This window comes from Massilia sp. HP4 (assembly GCF_005222695.1).
Taxonomy (GTDB): Bacteria; Pseudomonadota; Gammaproteobacteria; order Burkholderiales; family Burkholderiaceae_D; genus Telluria.
The window spans coordinates 20,690-46,502 of the sequence record NZ_STGG01000035.1 but is presented as its reverse complement, the minus strand read 5'-3'; the positions used below and the strand labels follow the sequence as shown (position 1 = coordinate 46,502).

Here is a 25,813-nt window from a genome sequence, read left to right as displayed (position 1 = left end):
AGGTTCCGATCAAGTCCTCAGAACCGGTGCCGGATCCCCGCCCCGACCGAGGTGCCCGAGGCGGTCTCGCTCAGCTTGTCGTAGAGCGAGGTAATGTACACGTCGGTGCGCGGCGAGAGGCGGTAGTCGTAGCCCAGGCCGACGGTGTCGCGGGTGCGCGCGACCGTGGGCAGGGCATCGTTGCGCGCCCGCGCCCAGGACAGCAGGATATCGCCGCCGCCGGCCGGCACCGCGACGCCGAGCTGGGCCTGCTTCACTTCCTGGTCCGGGGTACGGTCGCGCGCCACGGTGTACGAGGCATAGGCCCTGGCCAGGCTGAACTTGTACGAGCCGCCCACGAAGTACGCCCGCTGCACGCTCTCGCCCACCTGGCTCACGCCCGGTCCCACCTTCACCTGCTGCGCGTGCGCCGTCGCATACAGCGGTCCTTTGCTATACACCAGGTTGATGCTGGCATTGCTGGTGCTGGTGCCGAATTCGGTCTCGCCGGCCTGCCACATCGCGGTGGCCTTGACGCCGTTCCTGGCCGGCAGCGCAAACGAGATCGTGTTGTCCCAGCTGGTGTCACCCGAGACCACCCGGCCGTAGGGCAAGGTCCAGGCCTGCGTCAGCAGGGGCGCAAAGCGCGTCGAACCACCGAAGGGATTGGACAACGCCGTCGAATAGAACAGCGGGTTGATGATGCGGCCGATCTTGAGTTCGCCCCAGCTGCCCGCCACGCCGACCCAGGTGTCGCGCGAGAACATGCGGTCGGTCGCCGTCCGGCCAGCCGCGCCGGTGTCCATCAACAAGTAGCCTTCGATGTTGAACAGGACCTTGAGGTCGTCGCCAATCCGTTCCGAGCCCTTGATGCCCCAGTACGAGGTAGTCAGTCCGCCGCTGTTGACGACGGTCGACGAGCGTTCCTCGCCGCTGGCCTTCGAGGTGCCGGCCCAGGTATCGAGGACGCCGTAGAGCTGGATGCTGTCTTGTGCCAGCGCCGTGGGTGCGGCAAGGATGCTGGCGGCCGCCAGCACGGGCCCGAGGGCCCGGTGCGCTTGTTTCATGCTTGTCTCCTGTGATCGCTCGTAGCGATCTTTTTATGGATGGTTGGTTGCGCCGGCGGCGCCTCAGGCGATGGCGGGCAGCACCTGGCCGCGGCATTCGCCGAAGCCGATCCGCGCCGCTCCCTCGCGTTCGCACCAGCCGCGCAGGATGACGGCGTCGCCGTCGTGCAGGAAGCTGCGCTGTTCGCCATCGGGCAGCTGGAATGGCTGCTTGCCGGCCTGCGCCAGCTCAAGCAATGCCCCGGCTTCGCTGGGCTCGGGGCCCGAGATGGTGCCGGTGCCCAGGATATCGCCGGCCTGCAGGCTGCAGCCGCCCATCGTGTGATGGGCGAGCATCTGCGACACGGTCCAGTGCTGGTGGCGGAAGTTGCTGCGAGAGAGCAGCGCGCCGGCGCTGCCCCGTTCCCGCATCTGCGCCGTCTGCAGCGTGACGCTCAATGCGATGTCGAGCACCCCGCGTTGGCGCAGCCCGGCGCCGTCCAGGTAGGGCAGCGGCGCCGGATACTGCGCCTCGCGTTCGAACGGGGAACGAAACGGCGCCAGCGCCTCCATGGTCACGATCCAGGGCGAAACCGTGGTCGCGAAATTCTTCGCCAGGAAAGGCCCGAGGGGCGCCATCTCCCAGAACTGGAAGTCGCGCGCCGACCAGTCGTTGAGCAGGCCCAGGCCGAAGACGTGTTCTTCGGCCTGGCCCAGGGGCACCGGCTGCCCCTGGGCATTCGGCTGGCCGATATAGATCGCCAGTTCGAGCTCGTAGTCGAGCCGCTCGCAGCGGCGCACGACCGGCGCCTCGGCGCCCGGCTCCAGGCATTGGCCCAGCGGCCGGTGGAACTGCTGGCCGACGCCCAGGGTCGAGGCGCGGCCGTGGTAGGCGATCGGCATCCACAGGAAGTTGGGCGAGACCATGTTCGGATTGCCGATCGCCTTGCCGCAGTTGCGCGCATGGTGCAGCGAGGTATAGAAGTCGGTGTAGTCCCCCGCCCGCACCGGCATCCTGTGCTCGACGGCGTCCTGCGGCACCAGGCAGGCGCGCACGGATTCGCGCACCCCGCTCGCGACATCCTCGCGCAGCAGGGCGAACAGCGCGTGGCGCAGGGTGCGCCACGCGGCCGGGCCCATGGCCATGAAGCCGTTCAGTTCAGCCGCCGCTGCGGCTTCGGCCGCGCGCTGGGCCAGCCGTGCGCCGTCGCCGTGGCCGGCCTCGAGCAGCCGGGTGCGGGCCAGCGCCGCCAGGTCGAGGACGGCGTCGCCGATCGCCACGCCGGCGCGCCAGCGTTCCTCGGTGCCAGCGCGGCGAAACACGCCATATGGCAGGTTCTGGATCGGAAAATCGCCGCCCTGCCCGGCGCTGTCGACCCAGCTGCGCAGCGCCGGATCGTGGGTATGGTTGATGTGCATATCGCTCCCCCTGCGAAGTCTGCGCCTCAGGCCCGTGGCGCCAGCAATGCGTCGTCGAAGATCGCCACCGCGCGCGTCCAGCCGGCCGAGGCGCCGCGGATCTTGTGCGGGAAGCAGCTGATGATGAAACCGGTCGGCGGCAGCGCCTCGAGGTTGTGCAGCTTCTCGATGTGGCAGTAGCCGATGTCGCGGCCGGCCTTGTGGCCTTCCCAGATCAGCGAGGCGTCGCGGGTGTCGGCGTATTTATCTGCCGTGTGCACGAAGGGCGCATCCCAGCTCCAGCCGTCGGTGCCGGTCAGGCGCACGCCGCGCTCGAGCAGGTACATGGTGGCCTCGTAGCCCATGCCGCAGCCGCTGCTGACGTAGTCGGACTCGCCGTAGCGCGAGCCGGCGCGGGTATTGACCACGACGATTTCGAGCGGCGCCAGAACGTGGCCGATGCGCGCCAGCTCGGCCTCGACGTCGGCCGCGGTGACGACATAACCGTCCGCGAAGTGCCGGAAGTCGAGCTTGACGCCGGGCTGGAAACACCATTCGAGCGGAACTTCGTCGATCTTGATGGCAGGCTTGCGCTCGCCCAGCGCCTGGTCCATCGTCGAATGGAAGTGGTAAGGCGCATCGAGATGGGTGCCGTTGTGGGTGGTCAGCTGGATCTTCTCGATGGCCCAGGCTTCGCCGTCCGGCAGGTCGTGTTTCTGCAGGCCGGGGAAGAACGGCGTGATCTGCTCGACGGTGCTCTCGTGATCGAAATACTCGATCTTCGGTGCGAACACGGGTGGGTCGCTGATGACGTCGTTCTCGAGATAGATCGACAGGTCGACGAAGGTGCGCGTCATGGATGCTCCAATAAATGGTTGATGGTCAGGCAGATGCCTGGTCAGGCGTCACTGCGGCTTGCGCGGCATGGCGGTCGCCGTCCGGCATGAAGAACACCGTGATGGCCGACAACAGGAAGAAGCATGCGCACAGCGCGATACCGGTCGCCAGGCCGAATTGCGAGGCGATCCAGCCCAGCACGAAGGGCGCGAAGGCCGATACGCCGCGGCCGGCGTTGAAGCAGAAGCCGGCGCCGGTGGCGCGCACGTGGGTCGGATACAGCTGGGCGAAGTAGGCGCCGAACAGTCCGGCGAACGAGATGAAGAAGGCATACACGGGGCCCAGCCACAAGAGCGCGGTATGGTCGCGCACCAGCATGTACAGGGGCAGCGTGACCACGGTGCCCATCAGCGACAGGATGATGGCGCGGCGCTTGCCGATCACGTCGGCGATGTAGCCGAACACGTTGTAGCCGATGAACATGCCGACGTTGAGGATGACCACGAACAGCGCCATGGTTTCGACGCTCAGGCCGCGCTCCTTGACCAGGTAGGTCGGCAGCCAGGTGGTCGAGCCCCAGTAGGCGGTCAGGGCGAACGACGCGGCCAGCGTGCCCAGGATCGTGTGGCGCAAGAGGCCGGGCGCGAAGATCTCGCGCACCGAGACGGTGGCCGGCTTGCCGGCGCGCGCCGCCTGTTCGCGCTGGCGCGCCCAGCCCGGCGACTCGGGCAGGTAAAAATACAGGATCGCGGCCAGCGCGACCGAGCCCAGGCCGCACACCAGGAACAGCATGCGCCAGCCGTAGACCGGCAACACCAGCGCCGCGATCCCGGCCGCCAGGCCCGCCCCCACCGGGAAGGAACTCAGGACGAAAGAGGTGGCGCGGGCGCGCTGCTTCTCGGGCCAGCTCTCGGCGATATAGGCGGCAACCACGCCCCACAGGCCGCCCAGCCCGAGGCCGGCAAAGAAGCGCAGCACGACGATCTGCAGCCATGTGTCGGCGGCGGCCACCGCCGCGGTCAGGGCGCCGAAGCTGACGAGGCACAGCAGCAAGGCCTTCTGGCGGCCGTAGTTGTCGGCATACCAGCCCACCAGCACGCTGCTGCAGCCGATGCCCAGCAGGGTGGCCGTCACCAGGAAGCCGGCTTCGCTGGTGCTCATGTCCAGCGCCAGCATCAGCACGGGAATGGCGATGGTCAGCGCGATGATCTCGACGGCGTCGAACATATAGCTCAGGAACCCGGCCGAAAGCACCCGCCATTTGTCAGGGATGTGCATTGTTGTCTCCAATATTGTGTGGTGTCGGCCGATGCGTGGCGCTCGTCCGTACAGAAACTATACGAACGTACAGTCAGGATGGCAAGCGCTTTTTAAAATTTTGTGGAGACGCGCGGGCAACGCCTATAATTTTCACCATTGATGGGAGAACCGATGACAGTCAAACGGGCAGGAGACGCAGGGACGAAGAAGAAGGAGCATGGCGAAGAGCCAGCGCCGGCGCCGAGCAAGCGCGAGCGCGTGCTGCACGAAGCCGAGCGGCTGTTCGCGCTGGATGGATTTCACGGGGTATCGATGCGCGACATCGCGCAGGCGGCCGACGTCAAGCTGGCGCTGATCGTGTATCACTTCGAGACCAAGGAAAAGCTGTACCGCGCCGTATTCGAGCACCGCAAGCACCTGTTCGACGAGCGCCTGCAGTTGCTGCGACTGGTCACCGACCATGCGGCGCCGGACGCGCTGGAACGGATCGTCCATGCCTTCGTGGAGCCGATCCTGCGCAGCCACATGCTCGATACCGGCCGCTCGTATGCGCAACTGGTGGTGCGCGAGGCCTCCGATCCGCGCGAGGATACCCGCGGCATCATCGGCGACTACTTCGACCCGTTCGCCAAGGAGTTCATCGCAGCCCTGCAGAAGGCGCTGCCCGACGAATCACTCGATTACATCCGCTGGGCCTACCTGTTCGCGGTGGGAGCGCTCGTGATGAGCGTATTCGACAGCCGCATGACCCGCATCTCGGACGGGGCGACGCGCCCTTCCGACCTGCAGCGCAAGACGCGCTACCTGTGCAACTTCATCGCGGGCGGCATGCGCGGCGGCCAGGACACTAGTTCAGGTGCGGATTCGCGCGCAGGTGGCCGGCCAGCAGGTCGATGAAATTGCGCACCTTGGATGAGCCGAACTTGCTCTCGCGGTGCACCAGGTGCACCGGCCACGGCGCCTCCTCGTATTCGGCCAGGACGATCTTCAGGCGGCCGGCACTCAACTCGTCGGCGACCTGGTAGGACAGCAAGCGGCAGATGCCCAACCCCGCGCAGGCCGCCTCGATGGCCGCATCGTTGCTGGTCACGGTCAGGCGCGGGCGCAGGCGCACCATGGTCGGATCGTCGACCGCGCCGAACTTCCATTCGACCCGCGGCGAGATGCCACTGGCGGCGATCACCGTGTGGCGCAGCAGGTCGGCAGGATGCTGCGGCAAGGGGTGTTTCGCGAGGTACTCGGGCGAGGCGCACAGCACGCGCCGCACCTGGCCCACGCGCAGCGCCTTGAGGCCGGAGTCGGGCAAGTGGCCGATGCGCACGGCGACGTCAATGCCCTCGTCGACCAGGTTCACGATGCGGTCCAGGAACAGCGCCGACACCTCGACTTCGGGATACTGGTTCAGGAACTGCACAATGCAGGGCATGACGAAGGTCTTGCCGAACAGGACCGACGCCGTCACCGACAGATTGCCCTTGGGCGCCGAATTGACGCCGGCCGCCGCCGCGTTGGCCTCGATGATGCTGGCCAGGATGGCGCGCGTATCGTCCAGGTAGCGCCGCCCGGCTTCGGTCAGGCGCACATTGCGCGTCGTGCGCAGCAGCAGCTTGATGCCCAGCCTTTCCTCGAGACTGGCAATGGCACGGGTAACCGCGGCCGGCGACAGGTCCAGGCGCCGCGCGGCCGCCGCGAAGCTTTCTTCTTCGCCGACGGCGACGAACACGTTCATCAGATGGATCTGATCCACTCGTTTCTCCCTGCGAAATAGCGCTCGTCAGCGGCGCACCACCGGCGCGGTCAGGAGATAGCCGCGTCCGGGCACGTTCAGGATCAGCCGTTCGACGCCGGCAGCGTCGAGGGCGCGGCGCAAGGCCGCGATCTGCACCCGCAGATTGGCTTCGCCGACCACGCGGCCGGCCCAGGCCCGCTCCATCAGGTAGCGGTGCTCCAGCACCTGTCCGGGCGCCTCGGCCAGCAGCCGCAGGATGTCGAAGGCGCGCGACCCGATCGGGACGACGGCGCCGTCGCGGCTGAGGCGGCGCAGGCGCGGTTCGATGTCGAAATGCGCGAACGACAGCGTATAGGGGGCGGGCTCGTCCCCGCTCATGTTTCCGATCATGGTATACCGACAGGTCGACGCGCTTCCGGCCACGTCGGCCGGTTTGGCGCTCGTCATCATTGTCGTAAATACCGACAATTTAGGGAATCGATATCGCCAGCAATTCATCGTTTCGTTGAAAGCAACAGTCAGCAGCAGATCCCCCCGCCTCGTGTTGCGCGCGCTTAGAGTCCCAGGTCGGACAGGCCCGGGTGATCGTCCGGACGGCGCCCCAGCGGCCAGCGGAACTTGCGCTCTTCTTCCTTGATCGGCATGTCGTTGATGCTGGCGTAGCGGTTGACCATCAGGCCGTCCGCGCCGAACTCCCAGTTCTCGTTGCCATAGGACCGGTACCAGTTGCCCGAATCGTCGCGGCTTTCGTAGGCATAGCGCACGGCGATGCGGTTGTCGCTGAAGGCCCACAGCTCCTTGATCAGGCGGTACTCGAGCTCCTTCTTCCATTTGCGCTCGAGGAAGGCGCGCGCCTCGTCGCGGCCGTTGGCGAATTCGGCGCGGTTGCGCCAGCGGGTGTCCAGGCTATAGGCCAGCGACACCCTGGCCGCATCGCGCGTGTTCCAGCCGTCTTCGGCCAGGCGGACTTTCTCGATCGCGGATTCGCGGGTGAATGGCGGCAGCGGCGGGCGGGTTTCGGCGGATGTTGTCATGGCAGACCTCGTGGTGGTGGTGTTGAAAGAGCGGCAGCCCCTGGGCCGTCGCCGGGAATCATTCTCATCGATTATGCGGCTACCGGGAATCCACGCATGCCGCAATTCATTATTTCGCCAGCAGTAATACTTGAACGGATTGCTGCGCGGCGTACCAGATTCGCAACATCCCTCGAATCCGGCAACGATTGTTCTTTACGCCGCACGCCGCCCGTTTAATATCGACGATTATTCTGTAGTTACACAAGGACAATTGATGAATATGAAGTTAAGGGCGGTAACGCGCGCCGTGCGCGGCGCCATGCTGGCAGGCGCCTGGATGGCGGCCGGGGTGTCCGGGGGCGTGCTGGCACAGGAAACAGCCGCAGCCACCACGCCGGCCGACATGCCGAAGGTCGAAGTCACCGGCTCGGCCATCCGCCGGGTGCTCTCGGAAACCGCCCTGCCGGTGCAGATCGTGTCGCGCGCCGAGATCGAGAAGGCCGGCGTGACCACCGCCTCCGAGCTCCTGGCCCGGGTCTCGAGCAACGTTGGCGGCCTGACCGACGGCGCCAGCATCAATGTCGGCGGCGACCAGCGCGGTTTCAACAGCGCCAACCTGCGCGGCATCGGCACCTCGTCGACCCTGGTGCTGCTCAACGGCCGGCGCATGGCCAACTTCGCTTCGCCCGGCGACGACAGCGGCGTGGACCTGAATAACATCCCGGCCGCCGCCCTGGAGCGAGTCGAGGTGCTGCTGGACGGCGCCTCGGCGCTGTACGGCACCGATGCGATCGGCGGCGTCATCAACTTCATCACCCGCAAGGACTTCCAGGGCCTGGAGCTGAACGCCTTTGGCAGCACCACCGACGAGGGCGGCGCCGGCAAGCGCACCGCCAGCATCAGTGCCGGCAAGGGCGACCTCGAACGCGACGGATACAATGTGTTCGCGGTGGCCGACTTCCAGCGCACCAATGCACTCAATACCTCGCAGCGCAGCTTCATCCCCGGCCTGCGGGTCGAGGAACGGCTGGGCCACCTGCTGTCCGGCTACACCGGCCCGGCCAATATCCGCCTGACCGCGAACCAGCGCGACCACCTGCAAGACCTCGGATTCACCATCAACGGCCGCCCGATCACGAACCGCCTGATCAACCTGTCGGCGCCCGACTGCGCGCCGCCGGCCAACGTCTACCTGCCAGACGGCACCGGCGGCGTGGATGCCTGCACCTATAACTACATGGGCGACACCGAGCTGTATCCGAAGACCGAGAAAGCCAGCCTGCTCAGCCGCGGCGTGTTGAAACTCGGCGGCGGCCACCAGGCCTATGCCGAGGTCGCGCTCAGCCGCTCGAAGTCGTACTACACCGGCTCGTCGGCGCGCGTGACCGGCTATGTCGACTACCGCCTGGTGCCGCAACTGGTGGGCACCGGCCTGGAAGACCTGGACGACGACTATCCGGGCGAACTCGAACTGCGCATGCGCCTCTCGGAGGCCGGCCAGCGCACCAGCGAACTGACCAGCGAAGGCATGCGCTTCGTGGTCGGCATGAGCGGCACCGTGGGCGGCTGGGACTACGACACCGCCTACAACCACAGCGTCAACACGGTCAAGGACCGCGACACCAACGGCTATGTGCTGTACAACGAGCTGATGGAAGGGATCATGGACGGCCGCATCAATCCATTCGGCCCATCCAGCCCCGAGGGCCTGGCCCTGCTCGACAGCATCCAGGTCGACGACGTCGTGCGCCGCGCGCGCGGCACGCTCGACGCGCTCGACGTCAAGTTCTCGCGCGCGCTGATGCCGCTCGCGGGCGGCGAGCTGGCGGTGGCCATCGGCGGCGAAGTGCGGCGCGAGAAGAACAACTTCACGCCGTCCGCCCTGCTCCTCTCCGACAACATCAACAACGACGCCGCGCCGGAAGGCGGCCGCGCCACCAGCGACAAGCGCGACGTGGCCGGCCTGTATGGCGAACTGCTGGTGCCGTTCGCGAAGCAATGGGAAGCCCAGCTGTCGGCGCGCTACGACCATTACGAGAAAGTCGGCGGCGCGGCCAGCCCCAAGATCGGCCTCTCCTACCGCCCAACGGACGCCTTGCTGCTGCGCGCATCAGCCGGCCGCGGTTTCCGCGCGCCGACCATGAATGAGCTGTACCGCCCCACGGTCTACAGCAGCACCGCAACCCTGCCCGATCCGGTGTATTGCGCCACGGTCGAGAACAACTACGCCGATTGCGCCGACAACTGGGATACGCGCCGCTACAGCAACGCCGACCTGAAGCCCGAGCGCAGCCGCCAGTTCTCGCTCGGCGCCGTGTTTGCCGCCGGCCGCAACGTGAGCGCCTCGCTCGACTACTGGAACATCAAGCGCACCGACTTGATCAGCGAGATCGGCGACGACATCATCCTCGGCAACCTGGCCAAATATGGCAACCTGGTATACCGCGATGAAGACGATGTGATCGACTACATCGAGCTGCGCAAGGAGAACCGCGGCGCGCAAGTGGCCAAGGGGCTGGACCTGGCGGTCACGGTGCGCGGCGTCGATACGCCCATGGGGCGCTTCGGCGGCCGCCTGAACGGCACCTATGTGCTGTCGTCCGAGATCCAGAACGCGCCCGGCGACGCGTTTGTGAGCAACCTGAACAAGTTCGTGACCGATGGCGTGGTCCAGCGCTGGCGGCATACCGTGAGCTTCGACTGGGAACGCGGTCCGCTGTCGGCCAGCCTGCAGAACACCTGGTCGAGCGGCTACGACGACCAGAACACGGCGATCAATATCGACGACGGCTCGGTGGTGGCGCAGAACAAGGTCAAGTCGTATTCGCTGTGGGATATCTCGGCGGCGTATGTGATGACGCCGCGCCTGAAGCTGCGGGCGGGCGTGCAGAACCTGTTCGACGAGAGCCCGCCGTATTCGAACCAGGCGTATTTCTTCTTGTCGGGGTACGATCCGAGTTATACGGATCCGCGCGGGCGGCGGTTCTATGCCAGCGTGAACTACGCTTTCGATTGAGCAGCAGGTGAAATACCTGGGTTTTCTGTTATTGCTCCTGTCGCCGCTAGCCCATGGGTCATTTACACCTGTGTCGGGCACCTTCAGCAATGCTGGCGGCGACACTGCGGCATACGGTTTTAACCTGGTCGTGACCGTGACAGGCAAAGGGCAGCAATTCTTCCTGCAGTGCTTCAGGGACCGGATGCCGGCATTTGGCACCGTCACCATTTTCCGGCGCCCGAAAATCGAAGCCGTTTTGAATGCAGGACGAGACTGTCCAGAAAAGAAACTGCGGATACGTTTGGACTATGAAGAAGCCTACATCGAGGTCAACGGTCAATGGACGCCCCTGCCAAGGAGGGACATCGTGATTCCGATCGTCGATTAGCATCCGCCAGCTCAGCCTGGACACTACCTGGCTCCGCTGGCGGACGGCTTGGATCATTTCGCCGTATACATCGCCGCGTATTTGGCGCCGAAGTACAAAACGAAGGCATAGCACGCCGCCGGCAGCAGGAACGACACCTGCACATTGAACGCATCGGCCAGCGCCCCTTGCGCGAACGGCACCAGCGCCCCGCCGACGATCGCCATGCACAGGATGCCCGACGCCTGGCCCGTATGCTTGCCCAGGCCATGCAGCGCCATGCTGAAGATGGTCGGAAACATGATCGAATTGCACAGGCCAACAGCCAGGATCGCCCACATGGCCAGGTCGCCTTCGGTGAAGGTCGCCACCAGCACCAGCGCGATCGCCGCCAGCGAGTTGAAGGCCAGCGTCTTGCCAGGGCTGACCACGCGCATCACGGCAAATCCGATGAAGCGCCCGATCATCGCGCCGCCCCAGTAGATGCTGACATAGTGCGCGGCGTCGGCGTGCGACAGCCCGGCGATATGCGGCTCGCCGATGAAGTTGATCAGGAAGCTGCCGATGCTCACTTCAGCCCCGACGTACAGGAAGATGCCGATCGCGCCCAGCACCAGGTGGCGGTGCGCCAGCGCCGAACCCTGGCTTTCTCCTGCCAGCGGCACGTCGTCGGTGTCGGCGATCGCCGGCAACCGCGCCAGCCAGAACAGCACCGCCAGCAGCGCCAGCATCCCTGCCAGCACGAGGTAGGGGCCGCGCACCGACGCTGCTTCGGCGGCCGCCTCGGCCACCCCGTCGCTGCCGGCTACGGCAACCGCACCAGCAGCCGACAGGATCAGCAGGCCGCCCACTGCCGGCCCGATTGTCGTGCCCAGCGAATTGAAGGCCTGGGTCAGGGTCAGGCGGCTCGATGCCGTACGCGCCGGGCCGAGGACCGCCACATAGGGATTGGCCGCCACCTGCAGCACCGTGATGCCCGACGCCAGCACGAACAGCGCCAGCAGGAACAGGCCGTAGCCGCCGAACGAGGCCGGATAGAACAGCGTGCAGCCGACGGCGGCGACCAGCAGGCCGGCCACGGCGCCTTTCTGGTAGCCGATGCGGCGGATCAAAGCGCCGGCAGGCAGCGACACGATGGCGTAGGCGCCGAAGAAGCAGAACTGCACCAGCATCGCCTGCACATAGGTCAGGGTATAGACCGCCTTCAGGTGCGGGATCAGCACGTCGTTGAGCGACGTGATCAGGCCCCACATGAAGAACAGGATCGTCACGATGACGAGCGCACCGGTATTGCTGTCGAGCTGCGTCGCCGCACCCTGGTTGTGGGCGGCGGGCGCCGCCTTGTATGGCATATTGGCCATGCTGTCTCCTGATTATCTTTTAATGGGCGCCTGGAGCCTATCCCGGTAGGTGGGGGAAAGCTCATGGCGACATGCGGGTAGGCGATGCATGGCGGGCGTGAGCAAGGCGCGAGGAGGTCGCATGGCTAGCCATGCAACGACGAGCAACGCCGCGCACGCCCGCCAGGCGCGGCAGGAGCGACTCCGACCTACCGGGATAGGCGCTTAGTGCGCCACACCCGCTGGCGCCCGCGGCAGGTCACGCCCGCGCGTGCCCCAGCCCCTGGTGTCCGGCTTGGTGGTGAGCTGATACTTGAGCGTGCCGGCCGACTGCAGCTGCTCCCAGTCCAGCCATACGCGCTGCACCGCCTTGCCGCTGTAGTCGACCGACTTGACGAAGCGGCGCTCGCCCGGCTTGGCGCCCGGCGCCTCGATGCGCAGGACGCGGCCTTGCGGCAGGTCGATCTCGGCCTTTGCGAAGCGCGGCGCGTGCAGCAGGAAGCGGCCGCTGCCCGGCATGTCCGGATACATGCCGAGTGCGCTGAACAGGTACCAGGACGACATGGTGCCCAGGTCGTCGTTGCCGGTCACGCCGCCGGGGCCGTTGGTAAACAGCGTCTCGGCCGCGCGCGCCACGGTGGTGGTCTTCCACGGCTGGCCCATCAGGGTGTACATCCATGGGGCGTGCAGGTCGGGCTCGTTGTTCGGGTTGTAGCGGAACTGGGCGTAGTAGCTGTACGGGCCCACCACCCACGACTTGCGCACCGCGTTCGGATCGGCCAGCACCGCCTCGTAGTCGAAGAACTGGTCCAGGCGTTTCAAGGCTTGCGGGGCGCCACCCATCGCCGCGGCCAGGCCGGGGACGTCCTGCGGCACCAGCCACTGGTATTGCCAGGCCGTGCCCTCGTGGAAGCCGTGGTCGCCGCGCGGATCGTAGCCGCTGCCGACGTCGCCGAACCAGCTGCCGTCCAGCAGGCGCGGACGCGGGAAGCCCTTCTGGCCGGTCTCGGCGTCCACCACGCTCGGGTCCCAGATCGTCTTCCAGTTCAGGGCGCGCTGCGCCAGCACCCGGGCGTCGTCGGCGTGGCCGAGCGCCTTGGCCATCTCGGCCAGCGCGCCATCGGCGGCCGCGTATTCCAGGGTCGCCGAGGCGCCGTGGTGCGGGTCGGTGTCCATGCCCTTCGAGATGAAGCTGCGGTCGTACTGTACGAAGCCCTGTTTCAGGTAGCTCGGGTTGCCCGCACGGCCCTGGGGACGGATGCCGTGGGCCGGAATGCCGAAGGCGTTCTCACGCAGTGCGGCATAAGCCTCGGCTTCGCGGCCCTTGAGCGCGCCGAAGCGCCACAGGTCGACCAGGAATGGCGTCACCGGGTCGCCGGTCATGATATTGGTCTCGAAGTTGGCGTAGCCCCAGCGCGGCAGCCAGCCGCCCTGCTCGCGGATCTTGAGCACCGAGGTCGCGATATCGCTCGCGCGCTCGGGACGCAGCAGCGCCAGCATCTGGTTTTGCGCCCGGTAGGTGTCCCACAGCGAGAAGAACTCGTAATAGGTCCAGTCTTTCGCCACGTGGATGGCGTCGTCGTAGCCGCGGTAGCGGCCGTCGGCGTCGTTGCCGGTCAAGGGCTGCAGCAGCGTGTGGTACAGCGCGGTATAGAACACGGTGCGGTCGTCATTGCTGCCGCCCTCGATGCGCACGCTGGCCAGCTCGCGCTGCCAGTTGGCTTGCGCCTTGGCCTTCATGGCGTCGAAGCTCATGGCGCGGCCGCCTTCCATGCCCTCGGCCTTCAGGTTGATGCGGGCGCCCTCGGCGTCCACGTGCGAGATCGCACTGACCGCGGTCACGGCTTGCCCGTCCTTGAGGTCAAAGCTCAGCCACACACCGTGCGGCTTGCCCTCGCCCTGCTGGCTCGGGCCGTCCACGCCAGGCCAACCGGCGCGGTCGTCCCAGATGCCGCGCTTGGCGAAGGGCTGGTCGAACTCCATGCGGAACCAGGTCGTGTACTTGGCGCCGCCGCAGAAGCTCCTGGTGACGATCCTGCCTTCGACGCTGCGGTCGCCCACCACTTTCACTTCGCTGCCGATGACGGAATGGCGCTCGTTGGCCTGGCCCAGGTTGAGCAGCACGTGGCCGGTCTTCGTTCCCGGCGCATAGGTATAGCGTTCGGCGGCCGCGCGCGTCAGCGCGGTGGCTTCGGCGGTAATGCCGCCATAGCTGGTGAGCTTGACCTTGTAGTAGCCGGCCTGGCCGACTTCGCCCTCATGCGTGTACTCGGCGGCGTACTTCTTGTGGTCGAAACTGCCTTTCGCGCCCGTGTCGAAGTCGCCGCCCGGGCCGATGGTGCCGGTCACCGGCAGCACCGACAGCTGCCCGCCCTGCTCCCAGCAACCGGCGCCGGAGATGAAGGAGTGGCCAAAGCCGCGGATCTTCTTGTCGGTGTAGCGGTAGCCGGCGTAGTGGTCGGCGATCGGGCTGACCTGGATCATGCCGAAGGGAGCCGAGGCGCCGGGGAAGGTATTGCCTTCGTCCTGGGTGCCGATGAAGGTGTTGACCGGCATCGTGCCCACGGCGACGGCCGCCTTGGCCGGCGCGCCGGCCGCGGTCGCGTCAAACGCGGACAGCGGTAGCAGGCAGGCGGCGAGGGCGAGGCAGACGCCGCGCAGGATCGGTTGGAAGGGGTTGGTGGGTGTGTGACTGATCACGCTGCGTCTCCTTCGAGTTGTTCGAATAGTTGTTGCATGGCCGCGGGCGGCGGCGGCGTGGCGCCGGATTGCAGGCAGGCGGCGGAACCGGCGGCCAGGGCCGCGTGCAGGTGCGATTGCAGGCGGCGTTGCGGGTGATGGGCCAGGCTGCTCAACAGGCCGGCGGCGCTGGCGTCGCCGGCGCCGACGGTGTCGACCACCGTCACTTTCGGGGCCATCGCATCGCAGCGCTCGGCGCCGTGGAACAGGCTCGCGCCCTGCCCGCCGCGCGTCAGCAGGCAGTACGCCGCCGGATTAAAGGCGCGCAGGCGCACCAGCGCTTCGTCCAGCTCGACGCCGGGGAACAGGCCGCGCAAGTCGTCGTCCGACACTTTCACGATATCGGCGATCGAGGCCATCGCTTCGAGCGTCGGCGTATAGCGCTCGTCCATCAGGTTGCGGTAGTTAGGGTCGTAGCTGATCGCGACGCCCTGCGCCTTGAGCTGGCGCGCCAGCACGACCAGCTTCGCCGCAAGCGGCTCGCGCGCCAGGCTGATGCCGCCGAAATGGGCCCAGCGCAGGCGGTCGGCCCAGCCGGCCGGGAACAGCGCCGGCTCGAAGTGCAGGTCGGCCGAATCGTCGCCGATGAAGAAGTAGCGCGGCGGCTCGCCCTGTTCGACCACCGCCAGCAGCGGCGAACGGTCGACCCGCTGCAGCAGGCGCGTGTCCAGGCCCACGGCTTCGCTTGCGGTCCACAGGGCGTCGCCGAAGCGGTCCAGGCTGATGGCGCCCGCGAACGCGGTCGGCTCGCCCAGTGCCGCCAGCGCGCGCGCCACGTTCCAGGTAGAACCGCCCACGCGGCTCACCCACTGTTCGTCGCCCTGGTGGATCATGTCGGTCAGCGCCTCGCCGGCGCACAGCATCAGGGGAGCATCAACCACGATCTTTCCCCTTGAGCACCGCCACGATGTCGTAGACCGCGCCCATGGTGTGGTAGTCAACCTTGCCGGCCGGGCTCTTTTCGTCGGAAAGCTTGCGGTTCTCGCGGTCCAGGATGCGGTACCAGGCGCCGTGCTGGTGGTCGACGAAGTGAGACCAGCTGTATTCCCACAGGCGCTCGTACCAGGTCCAGTATTCGGCATTGCCGGTGCGCGCGGCCAGCATGGCCGCCGCGGCGGCGCTTTCGGCCTGCACCCAGAAATACTTGTGCGCGTCGCACACGGTCAGGTCGGGCGCCAGCGAGTAGCACAGGCCGCCGTGCTCCGGGTCCCAGCCCTTCTCCACTGCCACCTTGAACAGCTTTTCCGCGGTCGGCAGCAGCCACTCCAGGTCCTGCTCCAGCACGCCCTTGCCGCGCGCCTCCAGCTGCACCAGCAGCTTGGCCCACTCGGTGAAATGGCCCGGCTGATAGCCCCAGGGACGGAACAGGTTTTCCGGATCGTCGATATTGAAGGTCCAGTCGGGCTGCCAGTCGGTGTCGTAGTGTTCCCAGACCAGGCCACCGCAGCGCGCGGCCTGGCGCTGGGTGATGTTATAGGCCACGGTCCAGGCGCGCTCCAGGTAGCGCCGTTCGCCGGTGGCGGCGTGCGCTGCCAGCAGCGCCTCGCAGGCGTGCATGTTCGCGTTCTGGCCGCGGTAGGTCGACAATGTGCTCCAGTCCTGGCTCGCTTCGTCGGCATACAGGCCGTCGGCCGCGTTCCAGAAGCGCTTTTCCATCAGCTCGAAGGCCTCGCCGATCCAATCCCGCGCTTCGTCCAGGCCGGCCATCGTCGCGTGGGCATAGGCCAGCAGCACGAAGGCTTCGCCATACGCATGCTGGGTGCCGTCCTCGATCGCGCGGCCGTCCAGCATCCAGGCATAGCCGTCGCCATCCGGGGCGCGGTGCGCCTCGCGCAGGAACCTCACGGCGTGCTTCAGGCCATCGAGGTAGGCCGGGTCCTGGAACTGGCGCCAGGCCATGGCATAGGTGAACACGAAGCGTGTACTGCTGACCAGGTGGCGGTGGCGCGGATCGTAGACCGCGCCGTCGTCCTTGAAATAGTGGAACATGCCGCCGGCGGGATCGATCGCGCGCGGGTGGTAGAAGCGCATGGTGTGGCGCGCGTGGTCGAGCAGCACGTCCGGGCTGCGAAAGTTCGGGAAAGTGGTCATGGTGGCTTGGGGTGGGTGTGCGCTAGTCGTCGTAGCTGCTCTCGCGTACGATCATCTCGACTGGCAGGGTTATCTGGGATGGTTGTTCGTCTGTCTTGTGCAGCAATGAGTCGACCCCGGCCCGTCCCAGCGCTTCCTTGTCCACGTGGACGGTGGACAGCGGCGGGATGGCGGCGGCGGACGCCGCGATATCGTCGAAGCCGACGATGGCGAGGTCGTAGGGAATCTTCATGCCCTCGGCCAGGCAGTACTTCATGGCCACCAGGGCGGTGCTGTCGTTGTAGCAGAACAGCGCGTCCGGCGGCTTCGGCAGGGCCAGCAGGCTGCGCATGGCCTCGACCACGCCCTCCTCGCCCTCGCCCATGGTGGGCACGATGACTTCGAAGCTCGGGTCGGCGTGCATCCTGGCGTCGAACAGCGCCTGGCGAAAGCCCCGGTTGCGCTGCTGGATGCTGTAGTGGGCCAGGGAGCCGGACAGCATGGCGATGCGCTTGCGGCCGCAGCGCAGCAGGTGTTGCGTGGCCAGGTAGCCGCCGCCCATATTGTCCGGGTTGATCGACGTAAAGCCGCGCCGGTGCATGTCCACCAGCACCATCGGCTTGCCGGTCTGCTGCAGCGCGCTCAAGACCTCGGGCTCGAAGAAGCCGGCGCACAGGATCGCGTCGGGCTGGTGCAGGCGGATCTGTTCCAGCACCGGCTCGGCCGGGCCCACCACGATCAGCGACAGCGCGATGCCCTCGCGCCGGCAGGCTTCCTCGGCGCCATGCAGCACCGGCGTGAAGAAGGGGCTGGAAGTGAGCGTGTTGTGCTGGCTGTGCAGCAAGAAGGCGATGCGGCGGATGCGGCCCTTCTTGAGCAGAGAGAAATCGTAGCCCAGGCGGATCGCCGCCTCGCGCACCACGCTGCGGGTCGCCTCGGTCATGCCGCCCTGGTTCTTGAGCGCGCGCGAGACGGTGCCGATCGACAGCCCGGTCTCGCCCGCGATGTCGCGCAGGGTCACCTGGCTCATGGCAGCACCAAAATCGACGACATGCTGTGTCTCCGTAACTTATTATTCAAAACTGTTTTATTAAACGCTGGGCGCCGTGTTTTACCGCTTCTTACCTGCCTATGGAATTCGCGTACACCCAGCAGGTTTTATAACAGTCGTACTTTCGACGCGTCAATCGAAGAGCGGCCACCCAAGCGCTTTTTAGCGCTTTTTAGTAAACAGCCATTGCGGCACCTCGCATGACGCCCTGCCGGCGCATCGCATGCCCCGGCAGAACGTACTTACTTCGTGTTTACCGCGTGTTTACCTGGCGCTCAAGACACCGGTTGACGGCTTGCGCACGCCCGGCTCGAGCAGCTCGAGTTCGGCCAGTTCCACCGTGCTGCCATTGTCGAAGCGCAGGCGGTATTCGCGGTAGGCGCCCGGCTTGGCGATGCCGAACGGACGCAGCTGGCGTTCCCAGTCGAAGCGCTCGCCGCTGCGCTGGTCGAGCGCGGTCCAGCCGCCCTTGCCACTGCGGCCTTCCAGGGTCCAGCCCAGGCCTTGCAGCGCCGAGGCGCCCGCGGTGATCGTGTAGTGGCTGATCCGGGTGGGCGCCGCGAACGCGAACGCCACGCTGGCGCGCGCCGGCAGCGCCAGCGCGGTGGCCGCGTCGTCGTCCACCAGCGCGCCGGCAATGCGCTTGCCCCCCAGGGTCACGCTGCGCGCGCCGCTGCTGCGGTCTTCCAGCCCTGTCGGCTTTGCGCCGGGCGCGGTCAGCGACGCCGGCAGCGTCGCTGCATCGCTGCCCCAGGTCGACGGCGTGCTGCCCATCGTGAATTCCAGGGTGGCGCCATTGGCGATGTCGGCGTGCCCGATCCAGGCCTGGTTCCACGGCTTGCCGTTGACCTTGAGCGACTGCACGTACACGTTCTGCGCGCTGTTGTTGTTGGCGATCACGCTCAGCATGCGCCCGTTCTCCAGCCGCACGTCGGTGCGCGCGAAGGCCGGCGAGCCGATCACGTACTCGGGAGAGCCCATGCGCATCGGATACAGGCCCATCATCGCGAAGGTATACCAGGCCGACATCTCGCCATTGTCCTCGTCGCCGGCATAGCCCTGGCCGATCTCGCTGCCCAGGTACAGGCGGCGCAGCGCTTCGCGGGTCAGCGCCTGGGTCTTCCAGGGCTGGCCGACCGAGGCGTACAACCACGGAATATGATGCGAGGGCTGGTTACTGTGCGCATACATGCCCATGCGCACATCACGCGCCTCGGTCATTTCATGGATCACCCGGTTGTAGCGGCCAGAGAACTTCTGCTCGCCCGTCTCCGGGGTGGCGAAGAACTGGTCGAGGCGCGCCGCCAGCTTGTCGCGGCCGCCCATCAGGCTGGCCAGCCCCTCGGCATCGTGCGGCGTGGTGAACGCGAAGGTCCAGGCATTGGCTTCGGTGTAGTCGGCGCCCCACAGGCGCGGCTCGAAGCTGGCCGCCGGCTGGCGCCACTGGCCCTTGGCGTCACGGCCGCGGAAGAAGTTCGTCGCCGGGTCGAACAGGTGCACGTAGTCGGTGGCGCGGGCGGCGAAATACTCGCTCTCCTCGCGGTAGCGGCGCGCGCGCGCGGCATTGCCCTTGCCGGCCTCCTCGACCGCCAGCGCCTGACCCATCCGGGCCAGGCCGAAGTCGTTGAGCGCGCCTTCGAGCGTCCACGACATGCCCTCGTGCACCGTGGTATCGGCGTAGCCGCGGTACATCGACTTGGCCAGGCCCTTGCGGCCCACGTTCGAGACGGGCGGCGCCACCGTCGCGTTCTTCAGCCCCGCCTCGTAGACCTGGTGCACGTCGAAACCGCGCACGCCCTTGAGCCAGGCGTCGGCGAAGGCGACGTCGGAGCTGGTGCCGACCATCAGGTCGGCGTAGCCCGGCGACGACCAGCGCGCCATCCAGCCGCCGTCGCGGTACTGCTGCAGGAAACCGTCGACCAGTTCGCCGGCACGGGTTGGCGTGAACAGCGCATAGGCCGGCCAGGTGGTGCGGAAGGTGTCCCAGAAACCGTTGTTGACATAGTTCTTGCCGGGGATGATCCTGGCCGAGGTGCTGACGGCGTCGCCGCCGGCATTGTCCTTGGACCAGCCGCTCTGGTCGGCATGGCGCCAGTCCGGCTTGTCGACCGTGCCCACGTTTTCATGTGCCATATTCGGATACAGGAACAGGCGGTACAGGTTCGAGTACACGGTCACCAGCTGGTCCTGGCTGGCGCCCTGCACGTTCACCCGGCCCAGTTCCGCGTCCCAGGCCGCCTGGGCGCGCTCGCGCACGGCCTCGAAGCCGGTGTCGCCGACTTCCATGTCCAGGTTGCGGCGCGCCTGTTCGAGCGAGATCAGCGAGGTGGCGATGCGCATGCGCACCTCGCCGTTGGCATCGGGCTTGAACTTGACGTAGCCGGTCGGGCGTCCGGTCTCGAGCGCGCCGCTGGCGGTCCATGGCTGGTCGAAGCGTGCGAACACGAACATGCGCGAGGCGCCGTTCGACAGGCCGCTGCGGGTGTCGGTATAGCCGCGCAGGGTCTGGGTCGCCGCGTCCAGCGTCAGGGCCCCGCGCGCGTCGACGTTGTCGAACAGGAGGTTGGCCTCGCCATCGGCAGGGAAACGGAAGCGGAACACGGCGGCGCGCTCGGTCGGCGCGATCTCGGCCCGGATGCCGTTGTCGAAGTCGACGCGGTAGCCATGCGCGCGCGCTTCTTCCTGCTCGTGCGAGAACGACAGCGAGCGGCGCTGGCGGTCGGGGTCGGGCTGGCCGCTGGCGGCCGACGGCATCACCTGGAAGGTCTGGCGGTCGGCCATCCATGGGCTCGGCTGGTGGCTGAGCGACAGCGCTTGCAGGCGCGGCCGGTTGTCGTCACCGTTCTTCTCGTTCCAGCTGTACATGAAGCTGAGCGTGCCGGCGTCGGTGACCGGGGTCCAGAAGTTGAAACCATGCGGCATCGCCGTCGCCGGGATGTTGTTACCGCGCGAGAAAGTGCCGTTGGCCTGGGTGCCGCGCGTGGCCAGCACGTAGTCCGACACGCGGGTGACCGCCAGCGGGGCCTGGTCGGCGATCACGATGTCGTCCAGCCAGCCGATGGCCTTGCCCGCCTTGCCGCCGGCAGGCTGCACCTCGAGCTCGATCGACTTGATGCGGCGGCCTTTCAGTTGGCCCAGGCGCACCGCTTTGTTCGCCCACTGCTGCGGGTACAGGGTCTTCGATTCGGCCTGGGCAACGGCGCCGACGCGTACACCGTGGTGATCGAGCATGCCCAGCCCCGACAGGCGGCTGCCGTCGTCCAGCACCAGGTCGAGCGAGACGCCGGTCGAGGCCACCGTGTCGTCGCCGACGATCTCGGGCAGCACTTTCCACGACAGCGTGGTGTCCGCATCGATGGCGATGTCGACCGGGAACAGCTGCATGCGGCCGCCGCTGCCGTCGGCCTGGTAGCGCAGCGCGCGCAGGCCCGTATAGCCGGCCTTCGGCTTGGCGGTATACGGGCGCTCCGGGCCCGCGCCGGGTTCGACGCGCACGCCGCCGCCGGCCAGGTTTGCCGGCATGGGGTCGCCGGCCTCGAACGAACTCGAGAACCGGGCCGCGTCCTTCGCGGTCCCCAGGGTATCGGGCGTGGTGCTGGCGCAGCCGAGCAGCAGCGCGGCGGCGGCGACCTGGGCGGCGATGGCGCGCCGCCGTGGGGCAGCACCGCGACGGCGTGGTTGGTCGGACAGCAAGGCGGCGCTGCGGGTATCGTGAGCGGTTGCTTTCTGCGTCATGGTGCGGAAGGGCTCCTGGTCTGTGGAAGGGTGGCTGGCACGGCATCGGCCAGCGTGCGAAGTTGGAGGGCGGCGCGCAAGGCGTCTTCGCTGGCGTCGGACGTCACGTTCAGCGTGATGCGTTCGCCGGGCAGCAGGGTCAAGGCGTTGTCGGACAGGTCGGCATCGAGGTCGCCGAACCCGATCCAGACCGCGCGCGCAAGGCTGGCGGCGGAGATCTCGAGCAGGTAGGCGCCGGCATGGTGGGGATCATGGTGCAGTTCGGCGCGCAGGCCGGCGTCCTTCCAGGCGATGTTCCTGGCCGGCGCGAAGTACACCACGGCGCGCGCGGCCGGTTCACCCTCAGCCAGGAGCTCGAACACGGCGACGGTGTTGGCTGGATCGGCCCTGCCGAGCAGGTCGGCGTCGCGGTAGCCGGCCACTTTCGTTGCCGACAGCGGGGCCATCTCTACCGGCTTGCGTTCGTCGCGCAGCAGCTTGCCGTCCAGCGTCATCACGCGGGTGCGCAGCTCGCCGCGCACCCGGCTGGTGCGGTCGTTCATCAAGCTGATCCCGGTCTGGCCCCTGGCGTCGCGCAGCGCGGCCAGCGTCACCGGCGCGAAGAAGCGGCGCGCGTGAAAGTGCAGCGCCTTCGGGCGGCCATACCAGTCGATACTGGACCAGGAAGCGCCCGGCCAGACGTCGTTGAGCTGCCAGTACAGCGAGCCCATGGTATACGGACGGCTGCGGCGGTGATGCAGCGCCGCCAGTTCGATGCCCTCGGCCTGCATCGCCTGGCTCAGGTAGACAAAGCCGGCGAAGTCGCGTGGCGTGCCGAATTCGTCCTCGATGTACTTCAGCAGGCGTTCGTTGCCCTTGCCGGCCATGAATTTCTGGTGGGCGTCGATCACGGGCGCGCCAAGCTGCTGCTGGTCGCGCGGCGCGAACGCATCGATAGTGCGCTGCACCGGCCACGCCTGCAGGCCGTATTCGGACATGAAGCGCGGCGTGATCTCCAGGTATTTGGTGACCGGATGGGCCGGATTGCCCCACACCTCCCAGTAATGCATGTCGCCGCTGGCTTGGGTATTGGCGACTTCCTGCAAGTCTTCGCCCGGTGAGCTGGACCAGTAGCCGATGCCGCCGCCCTCCTCTTGCACCACCCGGCGCAGGTCGACGCCGAACAGCTGCACATAGCCCTTCCACACCTGGTCGGCGAAGGCCGGGTCGGCCGCCTTCAGCGTCTTGCCGTGCCCCCAGTATTTCCAGGCGATCTCTTGCTCGTTATTGCCACACCAGAGCACCACGCTTGGATGGTTGCGCAGGCGCCGCACCTGGTCGCGCGCCTCGTGCACGACGTTGGCGCGGAAGGCCGGGTCGTAGGCCGGCTGCATGCCGCCGCCGAACATGAAGTCCTGCCAGACCAACAGGCCCAGCTCGTCGGCCAACTCATAGAAGTCGCGCCCCTCGTAGTAGCCGCCACCCCAGCTGCGCAGCATATTCATATTGGCGCCCTGCGCCAGTTGCAGCGCGCGGCGCAGTTGCGCCTTCGTGACGCGCGGCTGGAACATGTCGAACGGGATCGTGTTGGCGCCCTTGGCGAACACCGGGATGCCGTTGACGACGAAATAGAAGGCGTTGCCGCGCGGGTCGCGGTCGCGGCGCAGTTCGACGCTGCGCAGTCCCGTGCGGGCGGAGACGCTCGCCAGCCGGGTCTCGCCATCGGAGATCTCCAGCTCGTAGCGGTACAGCGGCTGCCTGCCGTAGCCGTTCGGGAACCAGCGCTGCGGCTGGTCGATTGCCACCGGCAGCGCGATGCGATTGGCGCCGGCCGTCAACCCGGCGCGCTGGCGGGCGGCCAGCGTGCGGGCGCCATCGGGCGCGGTCTGCCACAGGCGCAGCTCGACCGCAGCGGCGCGCACCGCGTCGAGCGAGGCGATCGCGGTCAGTTCGGCGCGCGTGGCGTCGACCCGGTCCTGGCGCAGTTGCAGGTCGTCGATGCGCACCGCATCCCAGCTTTGCAGTGCTACCTGCCTGGTGATGCCGGCGCCGACGTAGCGCGGCCCCCAGTCCCAGCCGTAGTGATAGCCGGGTTTGCGCACGAAGTTGCCGGTCATGGCGTCCTTCGGCTCGTCGCCGTAGGGAGAAGGATAGTTGCCGGCGATTTTGTGCGGCATCGCCGCGACCTGCGGCAGCATCCGCGCGATCGGCGAACGCAGCACGATGCGCAGGATGTTGCCGCTCGCGCGCAGCCGGCCCTCGACCGGTACCCGCCAGCTGCGGTGGGCATTGTCGGCGTCGAGCACCTTGTGGCCGTTGAGCCAGACTTCGGCGAAGGTGTCGAGGCCGTCGAACACCAGGTCGCTGCGCGCATTGTGCAGGGCCGCGCGCGGGGCGTCGAACACCACGCGGTATTCCCAGTCCGCCAGGCCTATCCATTGCAGGTCGGCCTCGGGTGCGCCGACATAGGGATCCGGAATCAGCTTGTGCGCCAGGAGGTCGGTATGCACCGTGCCCGGCACCGTGGCCGCGCGCGACGGCGCCGCCTCGGGATGGGCGCTGGCCTGGGCGTGGCCCGGCACAAGGCGGAAGGTCCAGCCCTGGTCGATGGTGAGCTGCAGCGGGGCGTCGGCCAGGGCGACGCCAGAGAACAGCGCCATGAAGAGGCCGAGCAGCAGGCGGGTAGAGGCCATCATGGGACGGGAGCCTTCCAGTAGCGCTCGATCCACTCGCTGTGGGTCGGCATGGTGGGGACGGCTTGCGCCAGCATGGCGCGCACGCCGTCGACGTGCTCCGCCACGCGCTCCCCGGGCATCTGGTCGACCATCGGGTGGTACGACCGCGGCACGATTCCCTGCCCCAGCATCACCTGCACCCAGTTCGGCAGCGCGAAAAAGTCCTCGCCATGGCGCAGGTAGCGCCCATCGGCGCGGAACAGTTCGATCGCCTCATGCAGGCTGTCGGGGATCGCCATCGTGCGGCAGGCGTTCCAGAACGGGGTGTCGTCGCGCGTGGTGGCGTGGTAGTGCAGGATCAGGAAATCGCGGATGCGTTCGTATTCGGCGGCGGTGTCGCGGTTGTAGCGCTCGGCCAGCAACGGATTGAAGTCACGCCGCGGGAACAGGCCCAGCAGGCGCGTGACGCCCGACTGGACCAGGTAGATGCTGGTCGATTCGAGCGGCTCGAGGAAACCGCTGGCCAGGCCCAGCGCCACCACGTTGCGGTTCCAGAATTTCTTGCGCATGCCGGCGGTGAAGGCCAGCCGGCGCGGTTCGGCCAGGGCTCTGCCGTCGAGATTGGCCAGCAAGGTGGCGGCCGCTGCATCGTCGCTGAGGTGGCGGCTGGAATAGACATAGCCGTTGCCGGTGCGGTGCTGCAGCGGGATGCGCCACTGCCAGCCGGCGGCCCGCGCCGTGGCGCGGGTATAGGGCGTCAGCGGCTCGACCCGCTCGCTCGGCACGGCCATGGCGCGGTCGCACGGCAGCCAGTGCGACCAGTCGACATAGCCGGTGTCCAGGGTTTCCTCGATCAGCAAGCCGCGAAAACCGGAACAGTCGATGAACAGGTCGCCGTCGACGACCTGCCCGTTATCGAGCGTGACCGACTCGACGAAGCCGTCGCCGGCGCGTTGCCTGACCTGGGTGATCTTGCCTTCGATGCGCTGCACGCCGCGGCTTTCCGCCAGTTCGCGCAGGAAGCGCGCATACAGGGTGGCGTCGAAGTGATAGGCATAGGCGATGTCGGCCAGCGGCGAATCGGCGGGCGCGTTGCGCGCGCCGGGGGCGAACTTGCCCGATGGCGCCATCACGCCCTGTGCCGAATAATTGCCGATCGGTCCGGCCTTGCCGGCCAGGCGCTCCTTGAGCCAGAGCTGGTGGAAGGGCAGCGGGCCGAGCGAGCGGCCGGGGGCGCCGAAGCCGTGGATATAGCTGTCGCCGATCCGGCCCCAGTCCCTGAACTGGATGCCGAGCTTGGCGGTGGCCTGGGTGCGCCGCACGAAATCGGCCTCGTCGATGCCGAGCCACTGGCCGTTGAACTGCCGCAGGTGGGGCACGCTGGCTTCCCCCACGCCGACGATGCCGATGGCCTCGGACTCGACCAGGCGGATCGTCGTGCCCGCGCCGACATAGGTGGCGAGGGCCGCCGCGGCCATCCAGCCCGCGCTGCCGCCACCGACGATCGTGATCCTGCCGACCCGCTCGGGGTCGGCGCCGTCGTGTGCATTCATAGTCACATCCATGGAGCGAAGACCTTGTCCGGCGCGCGGAC

Annotated in this window: 18 protein-coding genes; 3 read left to right on the top strand and 15 right to left on the bottom strand. The window is 67.3% G+C overall.

Annotation, left to right across the window (positions count from 1 at the left end; all coding sequences use genetic code 11):
• Window positions 1–17 precede the first annotated feature (17 nt).
• The 4 genes from E8M83_RS12970 to E8M83_RS12955 all read right to left on the bottom strand — a co-directional run bounded on the left by E8M83_RS12970 (window position 18) and on the right by E8M83_RS12955 (window position 4,538).
• Window positions 18–1,046: a porin gene (locus tag E8M83_RS12970; RefSeq protein ID WP_137173766.1), complete on the bottom strand. Its 1,029-nt coding sequence runs from the start codon at window positions 1,044–1,046 to the stop codon at window positions 18–20.
• A 63-nt stretch (window positions 1,047–1,109) separates the two neighbouring features.
• Complete coding sequence (fahA, locus tag E8M83_RS12965) at window positions 1,110–2,444, bottom strand: fumarylacetoacetase (protein ID WP_137173765.1); 1,335 nt, start codon at window positions 2,442–2,444, stop codon at window positions 1,110–1,112.
• 26 nt (window positions 2,445–2,470) lie between these two features.
• Entirely contained in the window at window positions 2,471–3,280 is an 810-nt protein-coding gene (locus E8M83_RS12960; protein WP_137173764.1) for a cyclase family protein, read from the bottom strand.
• A 25-nt stretch (window positions 3,281–3,305) separates the two neighbouring features.
• Window positions 3,306–4,538, bottom strand: a complete 1,233-nt coding sequence (locus E8M83_RS12955; RefSeq protein WP_137173763.1) for an MFS transporter — start codon at window positions 4,536–4,538, stop codon at window positions 3,306–3,308.
• A gap of 153 nt (window positions 4,539–4,691) precedes the next feature.
• Between E8M83_RS12955 and E8M83_RS12950 the strand changes: the two genes are divergently transcribed.
• Entirely contained in the window at window positions 4,692–5,417 is a 726-nt protein-coding gene (locus E8M83_RS12950) for a TetR/AcrR family transcriptional regulator (RefSeq protein ID WP_137173762.1), read from the top strand.
• Here E8M83_RS12950 and E8M83_RS12945 read toward each other — a convergent pair.
• The 3 genes from E8M83_RS12945 to E8M83_RS12935 all read right to left on the bottom strand — a co-directional run bounded on the left by E8M83_RS12945 (window position 5,368) and on the right by E8M83_RS12935 (window position 7,283).
• The gene (locus tag E8M83_RS12945) at window positions 5,368–6,267 is read right to left on the bottom strand and encodes a LysR family transcriptional regulator (protein ID WP_137173761.1); all 900 of its coding nucleotides are present in this window, start codon (window positions 6,265–6,267) and stop codon (window positions 5,368–5,370) included. The genes E8M83_RS12950 and E8M83_RS12945 overlap by 50 nt on opposite strands.
• A 27-nt stretch (window positions 6,268–6,294) precedes the next feature.
• On the bottom strand, window positions 6,295–6,627 hold the full coding sequence (locus E8M83_RS12940; RefSeq protein ID WP_170976790.1) for a winged helix-turn-helix domain-containing protein: 333 nt from the start codon (window positions 6,625–6,627) through the stop codon (window positions 6,295–6,297).
• Window positions 6,628–6,803: 176 nt separating this feature from the next.
• Window positions 6,804–7,283 carry a nuclear transport factor 2 family protein gene (locus E8M83_RS12935; RefSeq protein WP_137173759.1) on the bottom strand — a complete coding sequence of 160 codons (480 nt, stop codon included), beginning with the start codon at window positions 7,281–7,283 and terminating at the stop codon, window positions 6,804–6,806.
• A 256-nt stretch (window positions 7,284–7,539) separates the two neighbouring features.
• On the opposite strand from E8M83_RS12935, the gene E8M83_RS12930 reads away from it, so the two are divergent.
• Together E8M83_RS12930 and E8M83_RS12925 are read left to right on the top strand one after the other, a co-directional pair.
• Window positions 7,540–10,281: a TonB-dependent receptor gene (locus E8M83_RS12930; RefSeq protein WP_137173758.1), complete on the top strand. Its 2,742-nt coding sequence runs from the start codon at window positions 7,540–7,542 to the stop codon at window positions 10,279–10,281.
• Between the two features lie 7 nt (window positions 10,282–10,288).
• Complete coding sequence (locus E8M83_RS12925) at window positions 10,289–10,651, top strand: hypothetical protein (protein ID WP_137173757.1); 363 nt, start codon at window positions 10,289–10,291, stop codon at window positions 10,649–10,651.
• 53 nt (window positions 10,652–10,704) lie between these two features.
• Here E8M83_RS12925 and E8M83_RS12920 read toward each other — a convergent pair whose 3' ends face one another.
• From E8M83_RS12920 to E8M83_RS12885, 8 genes are all read right to left on the bottom strand, one after another.
• Entirely contained in the window at window positions 10,705–11,991 is a 1,287-nt protein-coding gene (locus E8M83_RS12920; protein ID WP_137173756.1) for a sugar MFS transporter, read from the bottom strand.
• Between the two features lie 204 nt (window positions 11,992–12,195).
• Window positions 12,196–14,670, bottom strand: a complete 2,475-nt coding sequence (locus tag E8M83_RS12915) for a GH92 family glycosyl hydrolase (protein WP_229491511.1) — start codon at window positions 14,668–14,670, stop codon at window positions 12,196–12,198.
• Window positions 14,667–15,572, bottom strand: coding sequence for a carbohydrate kinase (locus tag E8M83_RS12910; protein ID WP_137173819.1), 906 nt, complete (start codon window positions 15,570–15,572; stop codon window positions 14,667–14,669). Before E8M83_RS12910 ends, E8M83_RS12915 begins: the two co-directional genes overlap by 4 nt.
• Window positions 15,573–15,582: 10 nt before the next feature.
• Entirely contained in the window at window positions 15,583–16,800 is a 1,218-nt protein-coding gene (locus E8M83_RS12905; RefSeq protein WP_137173755.1) for an AGE family epimerase/isomerase, read from the bottom strand.
• 22 nt (window positions 16,801–16,822) lie between these two features.
• Window positions 16,823–17,809 (bottom strand): LacI family DNA-binding transcriptional regulator, encoded by a 987-nt coding sequence (locus E8M83_RS12900; RefSeq protein WP_137173754.1) that lies wholly within the window; start codon window positions 17,807–17,809, stop codon window positions 16,823–16,825.
• Window positions 17,810–18,094: 285 nt separating this feature from the next.
• Window positions 18,095–21,565 carry a GH92 family glycosyl hydrolase gene (locus E8M83_RS12895; RefSeq protein WP_137173753.1) on the bottom strand — a complete coding sequence of 1,157 codons (3,471 nt, stop codon included), beginning with the start codon at window positions 21,563–21,565 and terminating at the stop codon, window positions 18,095–18,097.
• Entirely contained in the window at window positions 21,562–24,240 is a 2,679-nt protein-coding gene (locus E8M83_RS12890; protein WP_206077451.1) for a glycoside hydrolase family 2 protein, read from the bottom strand. Before E8M83_RS12890 ends, E8M83_RS12895 begins: the two co-directional genes overlap by 4 nt.
• Entirely contained in the window at window positions 24,237–25,772 is a 1,536-nt protein-coding gene (locus E8M83_RS12885) for a tryptophan halogenase family protein (RefSeq protein WP_137173752.1), read from the bottom strand. The genes E8M83_RS12890 and E8M83_RS12885 overlap by 4 nt, the downstream gene beginning before the upstream one ends.
• Window positions 25,773–25,813 lie beyond the last annotated feature (41 nt).